The following is a 20212-nucleotide window of genomic DNA, read 5'->3' on the forward strand; positions in this document are numbered from 1 at the left end:
CCGCCCGCCTGTGTCGGCGGTTCGGACGGAGTTGTGTTGGGATCAGGTGGTTTCCGCGCGCGCCGCCTTTACCGGGCGCTGTGAGAAGCGGGGGGCAAGCGAAAGCAACACGATGGCGCCGATCAGGATCGCCGCTCCGGTCAGCTCGGCCGGACGCGGTGCGTTCAGGCCCCAGAACCAGGACAGGATCAGCGCACCGCCGACACCGGCAACGAGGCTCGCTGCGCGCTCCAGCGGCACGCAATAGGCGTTCTCGCGCGGATCGAGCAGGATGATGATGGCGAACACGCTGACGATGGTCAGCGTCACGCCGATGCCGAACAGCGGCAGGATCACCGGATCGGTCCACACCGAGACGAAGCCCCAGCCGAGCGCGCCGGACTGGTTGCCGATGCCGGAGGCGGAGATCGCCGCGAGGATCGCCACCGACAGGGGCAGCGCGAACACCTTCTCCTCGACGAAATATTTGCGCACCGAGGCGGGATCGCCGCTCTTCGACACCTTCGTCATTACCGCGAGGCGGATGAAGTAGCCGATGGTGTAAAGCACCACCGTGAGGATCGCGAGCGGCGGCAGATGGAAACCGCCGCGATCGGAGAGCGTGATCGCCAGCGCCGCGAGCACCATCGCCAGCGCCGTCCAGCTCCACCAGCGCACGCGGCGGCCGAACGCCAGGTCGACGAGCGGCGCGATCAGCAGGATGTCCCCGCGCATCAGCAACTGGATGAACGGGATCGAGACGCCCTCGAAGGTGAAGGAGAGCGGCACGGTGAACAGCACCAGCGCGGTGCCGATGCCGGACAGGAAGGTATATTTGGTCGGCACCGGGATGCGACGGCCGCCGATCATCACGCCATTGGCATCCTTGTGCCAGCCGGACCACCAGATGAAGAGGTAGGTCAGCACCATGCTGATGATCAGCGAGGCCGGCAGCGTCTCCAGCCCGGTCAGCGGGCGCCCCAGCCCGGCGTGCGGCATGCTCGTCACCAGCTTGGTGATGATCACATTGGGCAGATAGGCGATCAGGTAGAGCCCGACATAGGCCTCCAGCGGGAAGGCCGCCGGCTTCGCTGCCACGCCACCGCTCACGCCGCCGCCTCCAGAACAACCATCTCGCTCTCCACGCGATAGCGGGCGTTGAGCCCTGCCTCGGCGGTCACTGCCGCCATGTAGTCGACCACTTCGGCGTGGCGTTCACTTCCACGCTCGACGAAGCGGGGCACCGCATCGCGATCGATGGAGAGCGGCAGGAAGCCGGCGCGCACGATCCGGCCGCCGGCGATTTCCAGCCGGGCGACCATCGACAGGCGCGATGCCTTGGGGAAATTGTAGAGGCTGTCGAAATCGGGCTCCCATTCCTCGGCGAGCACGCGGATCTCGTTGAAGCCCTTCGACGCGGCATGGGCCGGGTCCATGCGCAGGTCGGTGGCGAAATTGCATAGCGAATAGAAGATCGGCTTGCCGTCGATCAGCTCGCAGCCCTTCAGGATGTGCGCGTGGCCGCCGAGGATCGCGTCGGCACCGGCCGCAATGGCGGCACGCGCGATGTCGCGCTGATAGTCGGCGATGGTCGCGCGGACGAAATGGATGCCCCAGTGCAGCGAGACGAGCACCACGTCCGCCACCGCCTTCGCCGCGCGGATGTCCGCCTCCAGCGCCGCCAGGTCCTCGCGGTGCGGGAAGCTGTGGATGCGCGCGGGCGTGCCCGGTTGGTCATGTTCGATCTGCTCGTAGAGCGTGTGCGCGCGCATCGGTGCGCAGCCCGGCCGGCGATCCTCGGCCCAATAGCCGTGCGGAAGGATGCTCGAATAAGCGAGGATGGCGACTTTGGTGCCGTCCCCCAGCGTCTTCACGACCGGCTTGCGCGCTTCGGCGATGTTGGCGCCTGCCCCCACCACCTCGATACCGGCGCGTTCGAGATTGGCCCTGGTCTCGAAAAAGGCGTCATTGCCCCAGTCGAGCACATGGTTGCCCGCCATCGAGATCACGTCGAACCCGGCGCGAGCCAGCGCGTCGGCACCATCGGGACGGGCGAGCACCGCGTGGCGCGCCTGCGGCAGCCGTACACCTTTTGCGGCGAAGCTGGTTTCGAGCTGCGCGAAGGCGATGTCGGCCGCCTTCAGCACATCGCGCGTGGCGTCATAGCTTTCGTCATAATGGTCGCGATCGGGGGCGAGGTCGCCGGCGGCGAGGAAGACATGCGTCATGCCGCGGCCTTCTCGAACGTCACCGGCACCGCGAGCGCGCCGATCTCCGGGAAGCGCGTCGGCATGGGCTCGCCCGCCAGCGCGAAACCGGGTGCGGCAGCGAGCAATTCCTCGAGCGCCACCTGCAGTTCGAGCCGCGCGAGTGCGGCGCCGACGCACATGTGCGGGCCGCGTCCGAACGCGACCGAATCCTTGATGTTGGGCCGGTCGAGGCGAAATTCGTCGGGAGCCTCGAACACATCGGCATCGCGGTTGGCCGAGGCGTAGACGAGCGCGATCGGCTCGCCCGCAGGGATCGTCCGTCCGCGGATGGTCACGTCGCGCACCGCCGTACGCGCGAAACCGCGATAGGGGGTGTAGAGCCTCAGGAACTCTTCGATCGCCGCCGGCACCAGCGCGGGCTCGGCGCGCAGCCGATCCTGCAGCGCGCGATCACGCGCCAGATGCACCGCGATCGATCCGATCATCACGCTGGGCGCGATGATGCCGACCACCAGCACCTGTCGGATGGTGCCGACGATCATTTCCTCCGGCAGCGGCTCGCCATCGACGCGCACCGCGAGCAACGCGCTGGTGACATCCTCGTCGATCGACATGGGATTGGCCTTGCGATCGGCAACGACGCCACGCGCCATGTCGTAGAGCAGCGCGCTCGATTCCTTCGTGGCATCGATATCATTCGCCTGGATCGCAATGTTGTAGCGCTTGCCGACTCGGGTCAGTTCCTCGACCGCCGCGGGCGGCAGGTTCATCCAGGTCGCGAAGGTGGCGATCGGCATGTGCGCGGAGAAATCGGCGACGATGTCTCCCGAGCCTTGCACAACCATCGCCGCGAGCAGATCGCGGCAGATGCGGCGAACCGCCGGCTCCAGCTTCGCGACTCGGCGCTCGGAGAGCAGCGGCGCGATCGCGCGGCGATAGGGCGTATGCTCGGGCGGATCGAGGTGCAGCGGCGGGCGGCGACCGGTGAATGCCACCTTGGGAATGACATTCTGCTGCGAGGTGATGAAGGTCTGCCAGTCCGCGGCGGCGGCCGCGACATCGTCATGCTTCATCAGCGCCCAGAACCCGCCCCAAGCGTCGCTATGCGCGACCGGGCATGTGGCGCGCAACACCGCATAATCGGCATTGGGGCTGTCGAACGTTTCCGGAAGCAGGGGATCGAAGTCATGAGACATAACAATTTCGTACGCCGTCATGAAAGCGCTTGCAAGAGTTTTTGCATCATCGCTGAAATCGGCGCTAAGAAAGCGGTCTATGGCCACCCGCCCGCCCCGCCTCGATGATGTCGCCGCCCGCGCGGGCGTCTCGGCGGCAACAGTCTCACGCTATCTCAACAGTCCAGAGGTGGTGGCAGCGGCGACCGGGGCGCGCATCCGCCAGGCGATCGAGGAGACGGGCTATGTGCCCAACATGGCTGCAGGTACGCTGGCCAGCAATCGCTCCAGGCTGATCGCGGCGCTGGTGCCGGACATCGCCCAATCCATCTTCAACGACACGATCGAGGCGATGATCGACGAACTGGCGAGCGACCGCATCAGCGTGGTGCTGGCGCTGACCGGCGCCGACAATCACCGGTTGGTGCCCGAGATCAACATGGCGCTCGCCCGCCGCGTCGACGCGATCATCCTGACCGGCATCGTCTCCGACGACGAGACGCGCCAGCGGCTGCGCACCGCGGGCATCACGGTAATCGAGACCTGGGGACTTCCCGAGGATCCCATCGACGTCGCAATCGGTTTCTCGCACCGCGCCGCGGGCGAGGAAATGGCGCGTTTCCTGCGCCAGCGCGGCTATCGCCGGCCACATCTGGTGGTGCCCCGCTCGACCCGGTCGGAACGCCGTGCCGGGGGTTTCATCGCGCGCTGGCTGCATGATGGCGGGCCCGAGCCGACGCGGCTCGACGTCAACGTCCCCAGCCATTTCGGCCAGGGGCGCCTGTCCTATCGCGCACTCGCCGACCTGCCCGAGCGGCCCGATGTCGTCGTTTGCGGGTCGGACTGGATCGCGCAGGGGCTGATCGTCGAAGCGCAGGCGGCGGGCATGCGCGTGCCCGACCAGCTTGCGGTCACCGGCTTCGGCAATCTCCGCCTCGCCGGTGACATGCGGCCGACGATCACCTCGGTCGATGTCGATGGCGCGCATATCGCGCGCGAGGTGATGCGCGTGCTGCGCGCCCGCACCGCAGGCACAGAGGTGGAGAAGCGCATCGATGTCGGCTTCCGGGTGATCGCGCGCGAGAGCGCATGAAAGGGCTTGCATAGTCCGGCGAACGCGATAGCTTTATCTCATAACATTTTGGGAGAGCCTGATGCGGTTGGGTATGATGGCGATCGGACTGGCGCTGCTCGGCAGCAGTGCGCTGGCGCAAGGGGACGGCAAGGCGCCGGGCGTCGCCGAACTGGCACAGCGCGAAACGGAAAGCCGCGCCGCCGACAATGCGATGCCCGACACGCCGGGCACCGGCGCCTACCCCGCGATCAAGGAGATCGACCCGACATTGGCCGATCACGTCGTCTATCGGCCGAAGGATCTGGCGAAGCTTGGCGACCGCAAGCTGGCGGTGCTGGTGTGGGGCAATGGCGGCTGCAGCGCCGATGGCGCCAGCGCACGGCAGCATCTCGCCGAGATCGCCTCGCACGGCTATCTTGCGATCGCGCCGGGTGAGATCCAGTCCGGCCCGGACGCGACCAGCACGCCCAGGGATCGGCCGGCCGATCGCGGGACGGGCGTGAAATTCGCCGTCGCCACCACGTGGCAGGATGTCGCCAAGGGTATCGACTGGGCCATCGCCGAAAATAGCCGCGCCGGCAGCCCCTATCGTGGCCGGATCGCGACCGATCAGATCGCCGTCGCCGGGCATAGCTGCGGCGGATTGCAGGCGCTGCAGATCGCGGGCGACAAGCGCATCAGGACGGTGATCGTCCACAACAGCGGCATCTTCGCCGACGGATCCAACCCGATCGCCGGCATCAACGTCGAAAAGTCGCTGCTCGAGACGCTGCACACGCCGATCCTCTACGTGCTGGGCGGCAGGGGCGATGTCGCCTGGCCCAACGGCACCGACGATTATGCCAGGATCACCAGCGTGCCGGCGGTGCTGGTCGATGGCGATGTCGGCCATGGCGGTACCTTCCGCAAACCCGATGGCGGCGAAGTTGCCGGCTTCGCGCTGGCGTGGCTCGACTGGCAGCTGCGCGGCGACCGGCAAGCGGCGAAGCTGTTCGCGGGCGCGGATTGCGGGCTGTGCAAGAACCCGAAGTGGCGGATCGAGAAGAAGGGATTTTGAGCGGGCCGGCCGAAGTGCGCGTTCCCGGCATGGCGGCAGCCGATCGCTGCCGCGTAGCCCACATGCCCCCCCCCGCCTTCGATCAGTTCACGCGCTTCGCCCATAGCGCCGGAGGACGCACCGCGCCGACCAGCGGCCCGCCAGCCTTCCACCGGGATGTAAGCAGGCCGTCACATGCTGGCGCTAGAAGCGCAGAATGGGTCCAGTGTCGAGACAACGCGCCGCGTGGCTGGGGGAGAGAATCTTCCCGCATGAGGCGGCACTGCGCGCATGGCTAGCGCGGCGGCCGCTCACCAGCGCGATGGATATCGACGATGTCGTGCAGGAAAGCTACGCGATCCTCGCCGGGTTGGAGAGCGTGGAGCATATCCGCAACCCACGCACCTATCTGTTCGAGGTCGCCAAATCGGTCGTGCTGCAGGCGCTGCGTCGCTCGAACGTGGTGACGATCGACGCGCTCGCTGAGGCCGAGGCGCTGCAGGTGCCGGCGAACGAGCCCAGCCCCGAGATGATCGCCGCCGACCGGCAGGAACTCGGCCGCCTGGCGACGCTGATCGGTGGATTGCCACCGCGCTGCCGTGAGGCGTTCACCTTGCGCAAGATCCATGGATTGTCGCAGCGCGAGGTGGCCGAGCAGTTGGGCTTGTCCCAAAGCACGGTCGAAAAACACATCATCAAGGCGCTGTCGATCCTCACCGGCGCGATCGGACGTGGCGGAAAGCGCAGCATTGAGTCATCTACACCCCGTGACCACGATGATCCCATCCAGCCCGGACGCGCCGAGGGAGAGCGCCGCCGCCATTGAGCAGGCGGCGTTCGCCTGGGCAGCGCGGGCCGATCGCGGGCCGCTGACGCCCGACGAGGAAGCCGAACTCGACGCCTGGGCGGCAGCCGACAGCCGTCGCGCCGGCGCGTATGCCCGCGCGTTGGCGGCCAATGCCTATCTCGACCGCGCGGTGGCGCTGGGCGCGCATTTCGAGCCCGCGCTTTCCCCCGCCCCGCCGCCGCCGACCGGCGCGATCGGGCGGCGGCGGATGTTCGCGATCGGCGGCGGCGCATTGGCAGCGGCGCTGGTCGGCGCGATCGGCATCGCGACCTATGCACGGCCCGATTCCATCGCGACCGCCAAGGGCGATGTCCGTCGCGTTGCGCTGGCCGAGGGTTCGTCGGTGACGCTCAACACCGACAGCGAAATCCTGCCCGATCTCGGGACGACGACCCGCCGTGTCGATCTGGTTCGCGGCGAAGCGCTCTTCGAGGTCGCCAAGGATCCCGCCCGCCCCTTCGTCGTCTACGCCGATACCGTGCAGATCCGCGCCATCGGAACCAGCTTCACCGTGCGCCGCCACGCCGATGGCAGTGTTGGCGTGCTCGTGCGCGAGGGCGTCGTCGCGGTCAGCCGGGACGGGATCGCGCCGGTGCGGCTGCCGGCGGGCGGCGTGACGCTCGTCCGCCCAGGCAAGGCGATCGCAGCGCATGCGCTGCCCGAGGGCGAATTGAACCGATCGATGGCGTGGCGCGATGGCCGGCTCGATTTGACCGGCCTCTCGCTCGCCGCCGCAGCCGCCGAGTTCGCTCGCTATTCCGATCGACGGATTGTCGTGGATGATCCGTCGATCGCTGCGCTCAAAGTGACCGGGGTTTATTCGACAAGCGATCCGCAGGGCTTCGCACGCGCGGCAGCGCTCAGCCTTGGACTTGCGACTCAGGAGGATGAGAGGGAGATACGGATCAAGCGGGCTCCTTCCTCTCCCGCCGTCCGCCAGGAGTAGAGGCCAAGCCGGGCGAAGGCCTGGATTGAAGGATCGGATGCGGTCTCGGTCGCGGTTTTTCGATGCGTGATTTCCGATCCGCTCCGCCACGCTTCGGCAGGGCCGGAACGTGGGTCGGAAGCCTCCGAAATATTTCGCGCGCGCAGATGGAGGATGCCGCGCACCCCCGGCATCTACCTCATGAAAACGGCACGAATGCCGTATCCAACCTTGGGGGGCACGTTTCATGAACCAGCGGTTCGCGATCGGCTACGGCGTTGCCGTGGCCGCACTGTTTTCGGCTGCACCGGCTCTGGCGCAGCAGCGATCCTTCGATATTCCCGCGCAGCCGATCACCTCGGCAATCTCGGCGTTCGGCCGACAGTCCGGGTTGCAGATCGTCGCCCCGGCTGACGGGATGGAGGCGGTGCGCAGCCGTGCCGTCCGTGGCCGGATCGAGGCGCGCGCAGCCCTGCGTCAGCTCATTGCCGGCACCGGGCTTGAGATCGCATCCGACAGCGACGGTCAGATCGTGCTGCGTCGTTCGCGCGTGCCGGTCCGCGACGCGCAGCCCGAACCGGAGAGCGAACCAGTCGTCGTCGCCGACATCGTCGTGACCGCCCAGAAGCGTGACGAAGCGGCGCAACAGGTGCCGATCGCGCTCACCGGCTTCTCGCGCAAGACGATCGAGCGCCAACAGGTCGATACGCTGCGTGACGTCGCGCGGCTGACACCCGGCCTGCTCGTTTCCGCTTTCAACCAGAGCAGCCCGACGATCGCCGTCCGTGGCGCCACCAACACCTTCACCCAGATCGGCGCCAACAAGCCGGTGGCGGTGGTGATCGACGACCTGTTCGTGCCGCGCAACAGTGCCGCGACCTTCGAGCTTTACGGGATCAGTTCGATCCAGGTCCTCAAGGGCCCGCAGGGCACCTTGTTCGGCCGCAACGTCACCGGTGGCGCAATCGTGATCGACACCGGCAAGCCGGCGTTCGGCGATGTCGCCGGCGGCGTTCGCGCCAGCATCGGCAATTACGATCTTCGGCAGATCGACGGCCAGGCCGATCTTTCCACGGGCGATACCATTGCCGTGCGCATCGCCGGGTCGATCAAGGACCGCGACGGCTTCGGCCGTGACCGGCTGACCGGTCGCGAGCAGGACGATATCCGCAGCCGCAACCTGCGCGGCCAGTTCCGCTTCGCGGCGACCGAAACACTCGAAGTGCTGATCGGTGCCGATTACGCCGAGGATTCGAACGGCGGCCGAACGCTTTCCTCGAAGGGCGCGGGTGACGACGGCAATCGCCGCACCTCCGAACTCGGCTTCGATCAGGGGTTCGACCGCGACCAATGGGGTGCTTCGGCACGCCTCTATTGGGATCTGCCGGCGGGGCAGATCACCTCGATCACCGGGTATCGCGCGTCGAAGTCGGTCGAGGATTATTCGGGCACCGGCACCAGCTTCCGCTTCCTCTCCACCGGCAGCCAGACCGTGAACCGCGATGCCGACGATGTCGGGCTGTTCTCGCAGGAATTGCGCTATGCCAGCCCGAAATGGCGCTGGGGCGACGTCGTCGCCGGCGGCTATTTCTGGAGCGAGGATGCCAAGCGCCAGCTCACGGTCCGCAACCTTGCCGCAGTCACCGGCCGCGAGACCTCCAACGTGCTGACCGACCAGGCGGTGGACACCACCAGCTATGCATTGTTTGCCGATGGCGTGATCCATCTCGGCCGTACCGTCGACCTGACGTTGGGCGTGCGCTGGACGCGCGACGAAAAGACGGCGTCGCTCAACCGGATCGACGCGATCAACCCGGCGGGCAGCTTCACCGCGCGCAACCTGAAAGCAGCATGGAGCGAGGTGACGCCGCGCGCGGTGCTCACCTGGTCCCCCACGCGCGACATCCATGCCTATGCCAGCGTCACCCGCGGCTACACAGCCGGCGGCTTCAACACCGACGCCGCCACCCTGACGGCGCTCGTCACCCCTTTCGATCCGGAGACGGTGACCAATTATGAGCTCGGGCTGAAATCCGAATGGCTTCAGAACCGGTTGCGCGTGAATGCCGCGATCTTCCACATGGATTATCAGGACAAGCAGGAGTTGTTCTTCAACAACCTCACCCGCATCCTGACGATCACCAACGCCGGCGAGGCCACCGTGGAGGGTGCCGAGGTGGAAATCGCCTATCAGCCGCTGCGCTGGCTGAGCCTGTCGGCCACTTACGGCTATCTCGACACCGTCTATGACGAATTCATCATCCCCGGCGGCGCGGTCTACACCGGCAACGATCTCGGCTCCTCGCCGCGCCACAAGGGCTCCTTCGCCGCCGATCTCGACCTGCCGCTGGGCGATGCCGGCTATCTGATTGCCTCCGCCAACTGGTCCTACACCGGAACCTACAACACCGGCGCCGCGGCCGATCCCAATCTGCAGATCAAGTCCTATGATCTCGCCAACGCGCTGATCGGCTTCGAGCCGCCGAGCCGTGCCTGGCGGGCGACGGCGTGGGTAAAGAACCTGACGAACAAGGATTTCGTGCTGACCAACTCCACCCAGGGCGTGCTCGCCGAATATCTCGGCGAGCCGCGCACCTGGGGCTTCACGCTCTCGGCACGGTTCTAAAGATGCGGCTGGACCGGCGCGCCTTTCTCGCCGCGATTGCCGCCTCGGCGGCAGGCCGCGCGGGCGCGGCGACCGGTGATCGCGATGTGGTGGGCGAGGCGCTCAGGCCGTGGCGGCCGGGCGGTCTCGACATCCACCACATTGCGACCGGGCGCGGCGATTCGACATTGGTGATCGGCCCCGACGGATCGAGCCTGATGATCGATGCCGGTGCTTCCAGCACCGTCGCTCCGCCGACGCTGGCACCGCTGCCCGACAGCGGTCGGCGACCCGGCGAATGGATCGCGCGCTACGCGCTCAGGCGCCTTGCCGACACCGGCGGCCGTGCGATCGACGCCTTCCTCGCGACGCACCAGCACCCCGATCATATCGGCGATGTCGATGCCAATGCGCCGCTCGCTCCCGATGGCCGCTATCGCCTGACCGGGGTGAGCGACGTCGATGCGCTGGTGCCGATCCGCCGGCTGATCGACCGCGGCTATCCGGACTATGCCGTTCCCGTTCCCTCGCAGGCACCATTCCAGCGCAACTACCAGGCCTATGTCGCCAGCCGCCGCGCCCGCGGACTTGCCGTGGAACGCTTCCGCCCCGGGGCGCTCGACCAGCTTCGCAGCGGCAGTGCCGCACCGGGCTATGCGATCCGCAACATCGCTGCCAACGGGCAGGTCTGGACGGGCGAGGATGACGCCGTCCGCACCCGGTTCCCGTCGATGGCCGGGCTGCCCCCACGCGATGTCCCCGATGAGAATGTCTGGTCCGCGGCGATCCGTATCTCGCTCGGCCGCTTCGCTTATTTTGCAGCGGGGGATCTCACCTCCAGCACTTATGACGGCGCGCTCCCATGGCGCGATATGGAGAGCGCTGCCGCCGAGGCCGCCGGTCCGGTCAGCGTTGCCGTTGCGCCTCACCACGGCATGTTCGACGCAACCGGCCCCGGCGCCGTCCGCGCGCTCGACGCGCAGGTGTGGATCATCCAGGCGTGGCACGCCCTCCACCCCAGTCCCTCGACGCTGGATCGCCTGCTGAACGGAAGGAGCGCGCGGGTGCCGCGCATTTTCGCCACCGCCATGGCCGATCCCACCGCCACCGCCAGCCCCTGGCTGACCAACCGCCTCGCCAGTCGCCAAGGCCATGTGATCGTGCGCGTTGCGACCGGAGGCGATCGCTATTCGGTGGTGATCACCGACAGCCGGGACGAGCGCGATCGGGTGACGGGAGTGTTCGGGCCTTTCGACTGCCGCAAATGAGGCGGATGGAATGCCGACGGGTCACCGGCAACGACCCGCCCCAAAGCGATGCTATCGAGGCGCTTGATGACCTGGCCGGGTTCGCGCCAGTCAGCCCTGCATCCGCCTCAGAAGTGCAGGTCGATATAGTCCGTCAGGCCATCGCACCATTCGAACTCGCGCAGGCGATAATAAGGGCGGTTCTGGGTGATCCCGAAACGCCAGGCCTTGTCCTTCACGCAGGATCGCCCGGCATCGGGCGTATCGGTGATGCTGATCCGGCCGACGAAGATGAAATAGTCGGTGCCGATCTCGGTGATCCTGCCGTCGAGTTCGAGCCGGCCCGGGCCGCCCTTCGCCACCTGCGAACCGCGCAGCGTCCAGCCCTTGCTGTCGGCGCGGACGCGGGCGGTGCCGCGCGTGTTCCAGTCGATCCACTGCAGGGTCAGCCCCTTGTTGGCGAGCAGCCGCTGCGCCGCCTTGCGGTCTAGCACGCGGGTCGCGCCGGACGCGGGGGCGCCACCCACCACGGGATTGTCCGCCGCCGGGGCGGAAGCCACGGGCAGGAACAGCGTCGAGAGCAGGGCGGCGAGGGTCAGGCGGGCTTGCATGCGTTCGAATACCTCCGGCAGACGCTGGTCACGGACCAGGCGCCATCTAGAGCCTCATCGCCGGCCACTTCAAGTTCGGGCGAGCGCTGACGATGGATCGCGGTCGAAGCCCACATATTCGGGCAACAGGGGAGACGGTCAGCGCGCCGCGCCGGCGCCGCGCTGGCAGGCTGCCACGGAGCCAATCCCCAGCCCGACGCGTTTCCACCCCGAAACGAGTCTTGCCAGCCGCCCCACGCTTGCGCATCGCAGCGGCGGCGCGGTCGGCGGGCAAGCGGCGGCGATGAGCAGGGTGGACGGACGAATGACGATTTCCCGGCAGCGGGTGGAAAATGGTGGGCTGGTCGTGGTGCTGATGCTCGTCACGATCGGGCTGACCCTGATCGTGTCGGGCTTCATCGGCGCGCTGTTCTGGGCGGCGCTGGCGGCGCTGCTGTTCCAGCCCCTGTTCCAGCGCCTGCTGGAACGCTGGCCGGGGCGGCGCAACGCGGCGGCGGCGGTGACGATGCTGATCATCACCATCGCGGTCGTCATCCCCGCGCTGACCATCGCCAGCCTCGTCGTCGAGCAGGCGGCGGGGGTCTATAACCAGATCCGCACCGGGCAGATCGATTTCGCCCATTATTTCCAGCAGATCCACGATGCGCTGCCGCAGCGCATCCAGCATGTCGTCGACAATTCGGGGTTCGATAGCTTCGAACAGGCGCAGCGGCGGCTGAGCCAGATCGTCAGCGCCAGCGCCAGCACATTGGCGCAGCGCGCGCTTTCGATCGGCGCCAATGCCGCGGCCTTCCTGCTGGTGTTCGGCGTGGCCCTGTACGTCACCTTCTTCCTGCTGCGTGACGGCGAGCAGATCGGCCCCGCGATCGTGCGCGCGCTGCCACTGGAGCGCGGCGTGGCGGCGCGGCTGACCGACAAGTTCGTCAGCGTGGTGCGCGCGACGGTGAAGGGATCGGGCGTGGTCGCGGTGGCGCAGGGCGCGCTGGGCGCGATCACCTTCGCGATCGTCGGCGTGCCCGCAGCGTTGCTGTGGGGCCTGCTGATGGCGATCGCGGCGCTGCTGCCTGCGGTCGGCCCCGCGATCATCTGGGCCCCTGTCGCGATCTACCTCTTCGCGATCGGCGACATCTGGCAGGCGATCGTCGTGATCCTTTCGGGCGTGCTCGTGATCGGCCTCGCCGACAACATCCTGCGCCCGATTCTGGTGGGGCGCGACACCGGCATTCCCGACTGGCTGGTGCTGGTGACGACGCTGGGCGGCATCGACCTCATCGGGCTCAGCGGCATCGTGGTGGGCCCGCTGACCGGCGCGCTGTTCATCACCGGTTGGCAGATCCTGGCGGAGCAGCGCGATGCCACGGAAACGGAGGACGCGGAGCATGAGCGGATGGCGCCCCCGGGTGGGTGACGGGCGCCTGACAACCTAAGGGAGTATAAGGCGTTCCCCGTCAGTTCGTCCCCATCGCCGCGATCGCCGCCGGCGCCTTTTTCTGCCCCAGTACCGCCGCCTGCCGCAACAGCGCCCGCGCCTTGGGGCGATCGGCGGTGCCGCCCTCGCCGCGCAGCAGCATCGCTGCGAGGTTGAACATGCCGTCTGCATCGCCGCGCTCGGCGCCCTGTTCGAACCAGCGGCGCGCCGCCCGATGGTCGCGCGGCACCTGTTCGCCGCGGTAGAAATAGGTGCCCATCGCCACCATCGCGGCGCCATCCCCCGCCAGCGCCGCCGCCTTGTACAGCGTGATCGCGCGTTCGGGGTCGGCGGGCATGCCCTCCCCCAGATCCTGCGCGCGAGCGAGTGCATAGAGCGCGCCGGGATGGTTGTGGCGCGCCGCCGCGCGATACCAGGCCAGCGCCTCGTCGCGATCAGGCTTCACGCCGTCGTCGCCCGTCCACAGGATCGCGGCCAGCGCAACTTGCGCCGCCGGCAGGTCGAGCTCCGCCGCCCTGCGATACCAGCGCACCGCCTTCGCCGGATCGCGCGCGGTGCCGATGCCGTCCAGATGCATGTCCCCCACCAGCTTGGCCGCCGGCACATGCCCCACGTCCGACGCGCGGACGAACCAGCGGCGCGCTTCCGCCATATCCTTCGGCAGCCCGTGCCGCCCATTGGCATGGAGATTGCCGAGGATTACCGCCGCCTCGCCCACCGCTGTGTTGAGTTCGGGCCGGGTGGGGTCGAACACCGGGGTTTCGTTGGCCGGGTTGAACGGCGCCGTCGCCGCCCGCTTCAGCCATTTCAGTGCGCGTGCCGGATCGCGATCCTTGCCGAACCCGGCCAGTTCGAGCTTGCCGATGAACAAGGCGGCCTCGTCCCCGCCCTCGCGCAACTGCAGCTTGTCCGCCGCGCGGTGAAAGAAGGTGAGGGATTCGGCATAGCGCCCCTGATCGAACAGCAGGAACGCCACCGGCAACGCGTTGTCGCGCCGTACCACCGTCTCGCGTCCGCGGAAATTGGCGCCGGGGCCGGGCGTCGGGCCGCCATAGAGCGTGCCCGGTCCCGCGCCGGTGCGCAGTTCGGATGCCATGCGCGATCCCAGCACGCCGCCGCGGCTGCCGCCCGGCGCATAGGCATCCAGGCAGGCGGCGAGGCTTGCGGCGCGATTGCTCAGCAGGTTGGCGGTCGCACTGCCCTCCTCCGCCGGGACATCGCCCGCGCCGACATCGTTGCCGCTGGGCTGGAGCCCTTCATAAAGGATGTCGGGAACGGCGAAGCGGGATCGCCCCACCGCCGGCAGCGGCGATCCCGCCGGCACGTCGGGTGCTGCCGCATAGTCCGGATTGCGCGGCAGCCGCGTCGGCACGAAGATCGCTGGCGCCAGGACGCCATGCTCCGCCGCCGTCGCCGAGACCGCCGCGAAATGCGGATCGCGCACCAGCGCCTGGCACGTCGCCCAGCGCGGCGCCTCCGCCCGCGGCATGCGCCGGCCGTCGACGGTGATCGCCCGGCCATCGGTGTTGATCGGCCGGCCATCGCCGTTGGCCGGCAGGTCGGTCTGCGCGGCAGCGGGCAGCGGCGCCGCTGCAATCAGGGCAAGGCAGCCAAGGGTCGTACGGCCAATCGACGCCATCGGTCATCCTCCACGCCCGCCCTGGCCCGACAACGGGCTCTTGCATGATGCTATCAGCGATCATGACAACAGGGAATATGCTTTGCGCGCGAGGGAAGGATACTGTTCCGTTCTTGGGGAACGGCCGGGATACTTGCGGCGTGCGCGGAAGAACGCGCGTATCGCCGAATTGCAGCCGGCGACGGTCCTGCCCCACATCGCCCCTACCCGCCATCCTCCAAACCCCGCATTGTCCCGCCATGGACAATCGCGCGGGCGAAATGCTGGTGTTCGTTCGGGTGGTGGAGGCGGGCAGCTTTTCCGAAGCCGCGCGGCTGCTGATGATGACGCCCTCTACCGTATCCAAGCTGATCGCGCGGCTTGAGGCCCGGCTGGGCGTGCGCCTCGTCGAGCGATCGACCCGGCGGCTGGCGCTGACCGGCGAAGGGCAATTCTATTATGAGCGCAGCCAGGCGTTGCTCGCCCAGATCGACGAGACCGAACAACTCATCGCGCAGGATCGGGCAGCGCCCGAGGGGCTGATCCGGGTGACATCCTCCGTCACCTTCGGCACCGCCGCGCTCGAGGCGATGCTGCCCGCCTTCTGGGAGGCGTACCCCCGCATCAGCATCGATCTCTCGCTGTCCGACGATGTCGTCGATCTCTATCTCGAGCGCACCGATGTTGCGATCCGCGTCGGCGCGCTGCCCGATTCCAACCTGATGGCGCGCCGCATCGGCGAGACGCGGCGGCGCATCGTCGCCGCGCCCGCCTATCTGGCGCGCCACGGCATACCCGAAACCCCCGAGGATCTGGTCGCGCACAACTGCCTGGGGTTCAATTTCCGCCGCACCAACCCGGTCTGGCCGATGCGCGAGGGCGGGCGGATCGTCGAGCGGATGCTGAGCGGCTCGCTGCTCGCCAACAATGGCGACACGCTGCGGCGGATGGCGATCGCCGGCGTCGGCATCGCACGGATCGCCGACTATCATGTGCGCGGCCCGATCGCGCGCGGCGAACTGGTCGAGCTGCTCGCCGACAGTGCCATCGCCGAGAACGACGAGATCCACGCTCTGTTCCGCGGCGCCCGCTTCCTGCCCGCGCGCGTCCGCGCCTTCCTCGACTTCACGGTGCCGCGCCTCCAGCGCTTCCTGGCGGAAGGCTGAAGGCGCGCTTACCGCGCTTATCCCTCGATCGGCAGCGGCGCCGCGGGATTGACCAGCCGCTCGACGCGCAGGTCGCGCCAGAAGCCGGCGGGGATCACCTCGTTCATCGCGGCGCTGTCCTCGGCGATGCGGCCGGGCCGGCTGGCACCGGGGATGACCGCCGCCACCGCGGGATTGGCGAGCGCGAACTGCAGGCCGGCCGCCTTCATGCTGATGCCGTGGCGGTCGGCGATCGCCTTGATCCGCGCCACCTTGTCGAGGATGGCGGGGGTGGCAGGGGCATATTCGAAATTGGGCCCGCCCACGAGCGCGCCCGAACTATACGGCCCGCCGACGACGATGCCGAGGCCGCGTTCGGCCACCCTCGGCATCACCCGCTGCAGCGCACGATCATGATCGAGCAATGTGTAGCGGCCGGCGAGCAGGAAGCCGTCGGGCCGCGGCCCTTCGAGGTCGAGCAGCAATTCGATCGGCTCGACGCGGTTGACGCCCAGCCCCCACGCCTCGATCACGCCCTCGTCGCGTAGCCGGTCGAGCGCCTTGAACGCGCCGTTGCGCGCGCTTTCGAACACCGACAGCCAGTCGTCGCCGTAGAAATCCTGCGCCACGTCATGCACCCAGGCGATCTCGATGCGATCGGTGTTCAGACGCTTCAGGCTGTCCTCGATCGAGCGCAGCGTGGCATCCTCGGAATAATCGTTCACGATCCGGTTGGGGCGGCCATATTTGAAGACCTCGCCCTTCTCGCCCAGGTCGCGCGCGCTGACATCCTCCACCTCGTCGAGGATCAGGCGGCCCACCTTGGTGCTGATGACATACGCATCACGCGGCCGTCCGGCCAGCGCCTCGCCCATGCGGATCTCTGCGAGACCCGCACCGTAGAAGGGGGCGTTGTCGAAATAGCGGATGCCGTCGTTCCACGCGGCGTCCACGGTCGCCAGCGCCTCGGCCTCGGGAATGTCGCGAAACATGTTGCCCAGCGGCGCCGCACCGAAGCCGAGCCTGCCGGGGAGAATATCCTTGAGCGCCATGGGTCCATTCCTTCCAATCGGATCCACCAGCGTCCTGTTTACGCTGGCCACGGGGAAAGAATAGGCATTCGCTGCGCCGGCAGAAGCGCGCGCGGGTTCGCATCAGCTTGGAAATGAATTCACGGGTGGATTCAACCCTCTCCCGCACTTCGCGGGAGAGGGCTGAATTCCCTACCCCTGCATGTCTTCCAGCTCGCGTCCCCGCGTCTCCGTCACCATCGCGCGGACGAAGAAGAAGGAGATCGCCGCGAACAGCGCATAGCCGGTGTAGGTGACCGCAAGACCCGGCCAGACCACCAGCGACGGGAAGCTCACCGAGATCGCGGCGTTGGCGATCCACTGTGCGAAGCCCGCCACGGCGAGACCGGAGCCGCGGATCTGGTTGGGGAACATCTCACCGAGCATGACCCACATGATCGGGCCCCAGCTCATGTTGAAGAAGACGACGTAGAGATTGGCGGCGACCAGCGCGATCACGCCATTGTTGCCGGGCAGGGTCACGCCGCCGTCCGCCGCCGGGATCGCGGTGGAGAAGGCGTAGGCGACGACGGCCAATGCCACCGCCATGCCCGCGGAGCCCATCAGCAGCAGCGGCTTGCGGCCGATGCGGTCGACCATCGTCATCGTCGCGAGGCAGGCGCCGATCGAGAGCACGCCCGAGAGGATGTTGGTCTGCAGCGCATAATCCTCGGAGAAGCCGACGGCCTCCCACAGGGTCGCGCCATAATAGAAGACGACGTTGATGCCGACGAGCTGCTGGAAGATGGCGAGGCCAAGGCCGGTCCACACGATCGGGCGGATGCGGCCGCTGGTCTTGTCGATCAGGTCCGACAGCTTGGGACGGTGATGGTCGGCGGCGAGCGAGGCGCGGATCTCGGTGACCTTGCGGTCCGCCTCGGCGGCGCCGAACAGGCGGGTGAGCACCGTGCGCGCCTGTTCCTCCTGCCCCTTCGCCACCAGGTAGCGCGGGCTTTCGGGGATCACGAACAGCGCCACCAGATAGATCGCCGCCGGGATCGCCTGCAGCCAGAACATCCAGCGCCACGCCGGATAGCCCATCCAGAATTCGGCGGTGGAGCCGCCGGCATAGCGCGCAAGCGCGAAATTGGCGACGAACGCGCCGGTCAGGCCGGTGATGATCATCACCTGCTGGATGCTCGAAAGCCGCCCGCGGATCGCCGCCGGCGTCACTTCGGAGATATAGACCGGCGAAATCACGCTGGCGGCCCCCACGCCGAGGCCGCCGACGATGCGCGCGATGATGAACAGCACCGACGAGGAGGCGGCGCCCGCCAGCAGCGCGCTGACGAGGAACAGCACCGCGGCCAGCATCATCACGCCGCGCCGGCCGATCATGTCGGACAGCCGGCCTGCACCGAACGCGCCGATGGAGGAGCCGACGAGGATCGCGCCGACATTGATGCCGATGCCCAGCTTGCCGAGATCGAACGCGCTCTCCAGCCCCTTCTGGGTGCCGTTGATCACGCCCGAATCATAACCGAACATGAAGCCGCCGATCGTCGCGACGGCGACGATCGCGGCAATGAATGCCATGTTGACCTTGGCCGCGTCGGAACCTGCCGTCGTCGCCATCCTCGTCCCTTTCTTATATGTGGTTCAGCTGCCGCTTAGAGATCGGCCGGCGTTACCGGCAGCCCCGCTACCCCGGGGTCGAACGCGAAAAGATTGCCTGCCTCCGGCTGCGCGGCAAGCGCCGCCTCGTCCAGCCCCGCGCGCGCGCTGGTGGCATAGGCGGTGCGCAGCCCGGGGCCACCGAACGCGATCTTGGTGATGTTGGACGCGGGCAGCTTCTGCGTGCTGACGAGGGTACCGGCGGGATCGTAGCGCCGCACGCACCAGCCGCCCCACAGCGCCACCCACAGATGCCCCTCGGCATCGATCACCGAGCCGTCGGGATGGCCATCCTTCTGGTCGATCACGATATGCTTCACCGGCGTGCCCAGCACCCCGTCGTCGCCCACCGGCACGCGCCAGATCACGCCGCCCACCGTGTCGGTGTGGTAGAGTGTGTCGCCATCGGCGCTCACCGCGGGGCCATTGGTGATCGGCACCGGCGGCAGGCCGGTATCGGTGCACACGCCCTTGATGCAGCCGAACAGATGGCCGGTCACGGCACCCTCGCCATCGTCCATGCTGCCGAACCACAGCCGGCCCAGCGAATCGGTGGTGGCGTCGTTCAGCCGGTTGTTCGGCCGGGTCGGTTCGGGCTTGTGGAGCAGCGCGAAGCTGCCCGTTTCCGGATCGAAGCGGTGCAGGCCGGTCTTCAGGCCGACGATCAGCCCGGTCTTCGACGGCAGCACCCAACCGACCTGGTCCGGCGCATCCCAGCGCTTCGCCACGCCCGTCGCCGGGTCGAAGCGGTGGATGTGGCGCTGCTTGATATCGACGAACCAGAGCGCGTCCTCGATCCAGACGGGGCCCTCGCCCAGCGTCGCTTCGACCTTCAGAACCCGTTCGGCGCTCATGCTATCTCCATCCTGCATCGACGAAATAATCGTGTCCGGTGCACATACGCGCATCGTCCGACGCGAGGAACAGGGCAAGTGAGGCGACGTCCGCGGGCTGGATGCGGCCGTCGAGGCATTGCGCCGCGACGATCTCCGCCTCGCCCTCCGGCGTGTACCAGCGCTCCTGCCGCGGCGTCTGGACGTTGCCGGGCACGATCGTCGTCACGCGGATGCCCGCGCGGCCCAGATCGCGCGCCATGCTGCGCGTCATCCCCTCGATCGCCGCCTTGGCGGTCTGGTAGAGGACGAGCTCGGGCAGGCCGAGATGCCAGCTGATCGATCCGAAATTGATGATCGCGCCGCCGCCCGCCGCACGCATCGCCGGCACCACCGCCTGCGCCGCGAAGAACAAGTGGCGCAGGTTGGTCGCCATCCGGTCGTCCCAATATTCGGGAGTAACCGATTCGAAACTGTGGCGATCGTCGTTGGCGGCGTTGTTGATCAGCACGTCGATGCCGCCCAGCTCCGCCGAGAAAACCTCGATCGACGCATTCAGCGCCGCCAGGTCGCGCAGGTCGCACTCCCGGAACAGCGGCGTTTCCAGCCGCGCCGCCAGCGCCTCGCCCGAGGCGCCGTCGATATCGACGAAGGCGACGCGCGCGCCCTGATCGGCGAACGCCTCGACCAGCCCGGCGCCGATGCCGGAGGCGCCGCCGGTGACGAATACGCGCTTGCCGGCAAGGCTGGGGTAGATCGCGCGCGTGCGCTGAGAGGCTTCCACCGCCCCCAT

Annotated in this window: 17 protein-coding genes; 8 read left to right on the top strand and 9 right to left on the bottom strand. The window is 67.9% G+C overall.

Annotated elements, in window-relative coordinates; translation table 11 throughout:
* Positions 1-42: 42 nt before the first annotated feature.
* The 3 genes from NX02_RS16850 to NX02_RS16860 are packed head-to-tail and all read right to left on the bottom strand — an operon-like array spanning position 43 to position 3385.
* Entirely contained in the window at positions 43-1089 is a 1047-nt protein-coding gene (locus NX02_RS16850) for a hypothetical protein (RefSeq protein ID WP_245648623.1), read from the bottom strand.
* Positions 1086-2207, bottom strand: coding sequence for a CapA family protein (locus NX02_RS16855; protein ID WP_025293379.1), 1122 nt, complete (start codon positions 2205-2207; stop codon positions 1086-1088). The genes NX02_RS16850 and NX02_RS16855 overlap by 4 nt, the downstream gene beginning before the upstream one ends.
* Positions 2204-3385 (bottom strand): cytochrome P450, encoded by a 1182-nt coding sequence (locus NX02_RS16860; protein WP_025293380.1) that lies wholly within the window; start codon positions 3383-3385, stop codon positions 2204-2206. Before NX02_RS16860 ends, NX02_RS16855 begins: the two co-directional genes overlap by 4 nt.
* Positions 3386-3464: 79 nt before the next feature.
* Here NX02_RS16860 and NX02_RS16865 point away from each other — a divergent pair, with 79 nt between their 5' ends.
* The 6 genes from NX02_RS16865 to NX02_RS16890 all read left to right on the top strand — a co-directional run bounded on the left by NX02_RS16865 (position 3465) and on the right by NX02_RS16890 (position 11120).
* The gene (locus NX02_RS16865) at positions 3465-4457 is read left to right on the top strand and encodes a LacI family DNA-binding transcriptional regulator (RefSeq protein WP_025293381.1); all 993 of its coding nucleotides are present in this window, start codon (positions 3465-3467) and stop codon (positions 4455-4457) included.
* 61 nt (positions 4458-4518) lie between these two features.
* Positions 4519-5496: an alpha/beta hydrolase gene (locus NX02_RS16870; protein ID WP_245648624.1), complete on the top strand. Its 978-nt coding sequence runs from the start codon at positions 4519-4521 to the stop codon at positions 5494-5496.
* Positions 5497-5692: 196 nt separating this feature from the next.
* The gene (locus NX02_RS16875) at positions 5693-6301 is read left to right on the top strand and encodes an RNA polymerase sigma factor (RefSeq protein ID WP_025293383.1); all 609 of its coding nucleotides are present in this window, start codon (positions 5693-5695) and stop codon (positions 6299-6301) included.
* Complete coding sequence (locus NX02_RS16880; protein WP_025293384.1) at positions 6252-7268, top strand: FecR family protein; 1017 nt, start codon at positions 6252-6254, stop codon at positions 7266-7268. Before NX02_RS16875 ends, NX02_RS16880 begins: the two co-directional genes overlap by 50 nt.
* A gap of 226 nt (positions 7269-7494) precedes the next feature.
* Positions 7495-9873, top strand: coding sequence for a TonB-dependent receptor (locus NX02_RS16885; protein ID WP_025293385.1), 2379 nt, complete (start codon positions 7495-7497; stop codon positions 9871-9873).
* 2 nt (positions 9874-9875) lie between these two features.
* Positions 9876-11120, top strand: coding sequence for a ComEC/Rec2 family competence protein (locus tag NX02_RS16890; RefSeq protein WP_025293386.1), 1245 nt, complete (start codon positions 9876-9878; stop codon positions 11118-11120).
* A 107-nt stretch (positions 11121-11227) separates the two neighbouring features.
* Here the strand turns inward: NX02_RS16890 and NX02_RS16895 are convergent, their stop codons facing one another.
* Positions 11228-11710 carry a hypothetical protein gene (locus tag NX02_RS16895; protein ID WP_025293387.1) on the bottom strand — a complete coding sequence of 161 codons (483 nt, stop codon included), beginning with the start codon at positions 11708-11710 and terminating at the stop codon, positions 11228-11230.
* Between the two features lie 304 nt (positions 11711-12014).
* Between NX02_RS16895 and NX02_RS16900 the strand changes: the two genes are divergently transcribed.
* The gene (locus NX02_RS16900; protein ID WP_025293388.1) at positions 12015-13118 is read left to right on the top strand and encodes an AI-2E family transporter; all 1104 of its coding nucleotides are present in this window, start codon (positions 12015-12017) and stop codon (positions 13116-13118) included.
* Between the two features lie 40 nt (positions 13119-13158).
* Here the strand turns inward: NX02_RS16900 and NX02_RS16905 are convergent, their stop codons facing one another.
* A complete protein-coding gene (locus tag NX02_RS16905; protein ID WP_025293389.1) occupies positions 13159-14778 on the bottom strand; it encodes a tetratricopeptide repeat protein in 1620 nt (539 codons plus the stop codon).
* Positions 14779-15017: 239 nt separating this feature from the next.
* Here NX02_RS16905 and NX02_RS16910 point away from each other — a divergent pair, with 239 nt between their 5' ends.
* Positions 15018-15923, top strand: a complete 906-nt coding sequence (locus NX02_RS16910; RefSeq protein ID WP_025293390.1) for a LysR family transcriptional regulator — start codon at positions 15018-15020, stop codon at positions 15921-15923.
* A gap of 17 nt (positions 15924-15940) precedes the next feature.
* Here NX02_RS16910 and NX02_RS16915 read toward each other — a convergent pair whose 3' ends face one another.
* The 4 genes from NX02_RS16915 to xylB all read right to left on the bottom strand — a co-directional run bounded on the left by NX02_RS16915 (position 15941) and on the right by xylB (position 20212).
* On the bottom strand, positions 15941-16954 hold the full coding sequence (locus tag NX02_RS16915; protein ID WP_025293391.1) for an aldo/keto reductase: 1014 nt from the start codon (positions 16952-16954) through the stop codon (positions 15941-15943).
* A gap of 171 nt (positions 16955-17125) precedes the next feature.
* A complete protein-coding gene (locus NX02_RS16920) occupies positions 17126-18547 on the bottom strand; it encodes a sugar porter family MFS transporter (protein WP_025293392.1) in 1422 nt (473 codons plus the stop codon).
* 35 nt (positions 18548-18582) lie between these two features.
* Positions 18583-19440, bottom strand: a complete 858-nt coding sequence (locus NX02_RS16925; protein ID WP_158014055.1) for an SMP-30/gluconolactonase/LRE family protein — start codon at positions 19438-19440, stop codon at positions 18583-18585.
* Position 19441: 1 nt separating this feature from the next.
* A complete protein-coding gene (gene xylB, locus NX02_RS16930) occupies positions 19442-20212 on the bottom strand; it encodes a D-xylose 1-dehydrogenase (RefSeq protein WP_025293394.1) in 771 nt (256 codons plus the stop codon).

Origin of the sequence: Sphingomonas sanxanigenens DSM 19645 = NX02 (assembly GCF_000512205.2) — a bacterium.
GTDB classification, from domain to species: Bacteria; Pseudomonadota; Alphaproteobacteria; order Sphingomonadales; family Sphingomonadaceae; genus Sphingomonas_D; species Sphingomonas_D sanxanigenens.

Coding starts and splice junctions, on each gene's coding strand:
- NX02_RS16895 (WP_025293387.1), bottom strand. CDS start 11,710: ATGCAAGCCCGCCTGACCCTCGCCGCCCTGCTCTCGACGCTGTTCCTG.
- NX02_RS16905 (WP_025293389.1), bottom strand. CDS start 14,778: ATGGCGTCGATTGGCCGTACGACCCTTGGCTGCCTTGCCCTGATTGCA.
- xylB (WP_025293394.1), bottom strand. CDS start 20,212: ATGGGGGCGGTGGAAGCCTCTCAGCGCACGCGCGCGATCTACCCCAGC.
- NX02_RS16865 (WP_025293381.1), top strand. CDS start 3,465: ATGGCCACCCGCCCGCCCCGCCTCGATGATGTCGCCGCCCGCGCGGGC.
- NX02_RS16920 (WP_025293392.1), bottom strand. CDS start 18,547: ATGGCGACGACGGCAGGTTCCGACGCGGCCAAGGTCAACATGGCATTC.
- NX02_RS16900 (WP_025293388.1), top strand. CDS start 12,015: ATGACGATTTCCCGGCAGCGGGTGGAAAATGGTGGGCTGGTCGTGGTG.
- NX02_RS16925 (WP_158014055.1), bottom strand. CDS start 19,440: ATGAGCGCCGAACGGGTTCTGAAGGTCGAAGCGACGCTGGGCGAGGGC.
- NX02_RS16875 (WP_025293383.1), top strand. CDS start 5,693: ATGGGTCCAGTGTCGAGACAACGCGCCGCGTGGCTGGGGGAGAGAATC.
- NX02_RS16860 (WP_025293380.1), bottom strand. CDS start 3,385: ATGTCTCATGACTTCGATCCCCTGCTTCCGGAAACGTTCGACAGCCCC.
- NX02_RS16890 (WP_025293386.1), top strand. CDS start 9,876: ATGCGGCTGGACCGGCGCGCCTTTCTCGCCGCGATTGCCGCCTCGGCG.
- NX02_RS16910 (WP_025293390.1), top strand. CDS start 15,018: ATGGACAATCGCGCGGGCGAAATGCTGGTGTTCGTTCGGGTGGTGGAG.
- NX02_RS16880 (WP_025293384.1), top strand. CDS start 6,252: ATGATCCCATCCAGCCCGGACGCGCCGAGGGAGAGCGCCGCCGCCATT.
- NX02_RS16855 (WP_025293379.1), bottom strand. CDS start 2,207: ATGACGCATGTCTTCCTCGCCGCCGGCGACCTCGCCCCCGATCGCGAC.
- NX02_RS16885 (WP_025293385.1), top strand. CDS start 7,495: ATGAACCAGCGGTTCGCGATCGGCTACGGCGTTGCCGTGGCCGCACTG.
- NX02_RS16870 (WP_245648624.1), top strand. CDS start 4,519: ATGCGGTTGGGTATGATGGCGATCGGACTGGCGCTGCTCGGCAGCAGT.
- NX02_RS16915 (WP_025293391.1), bottom strand. CDS start 16,954: ATGGCGCTCAAGGATATTCTCCCCGGCAGGCTCGGCTTCGGTGCGGCG.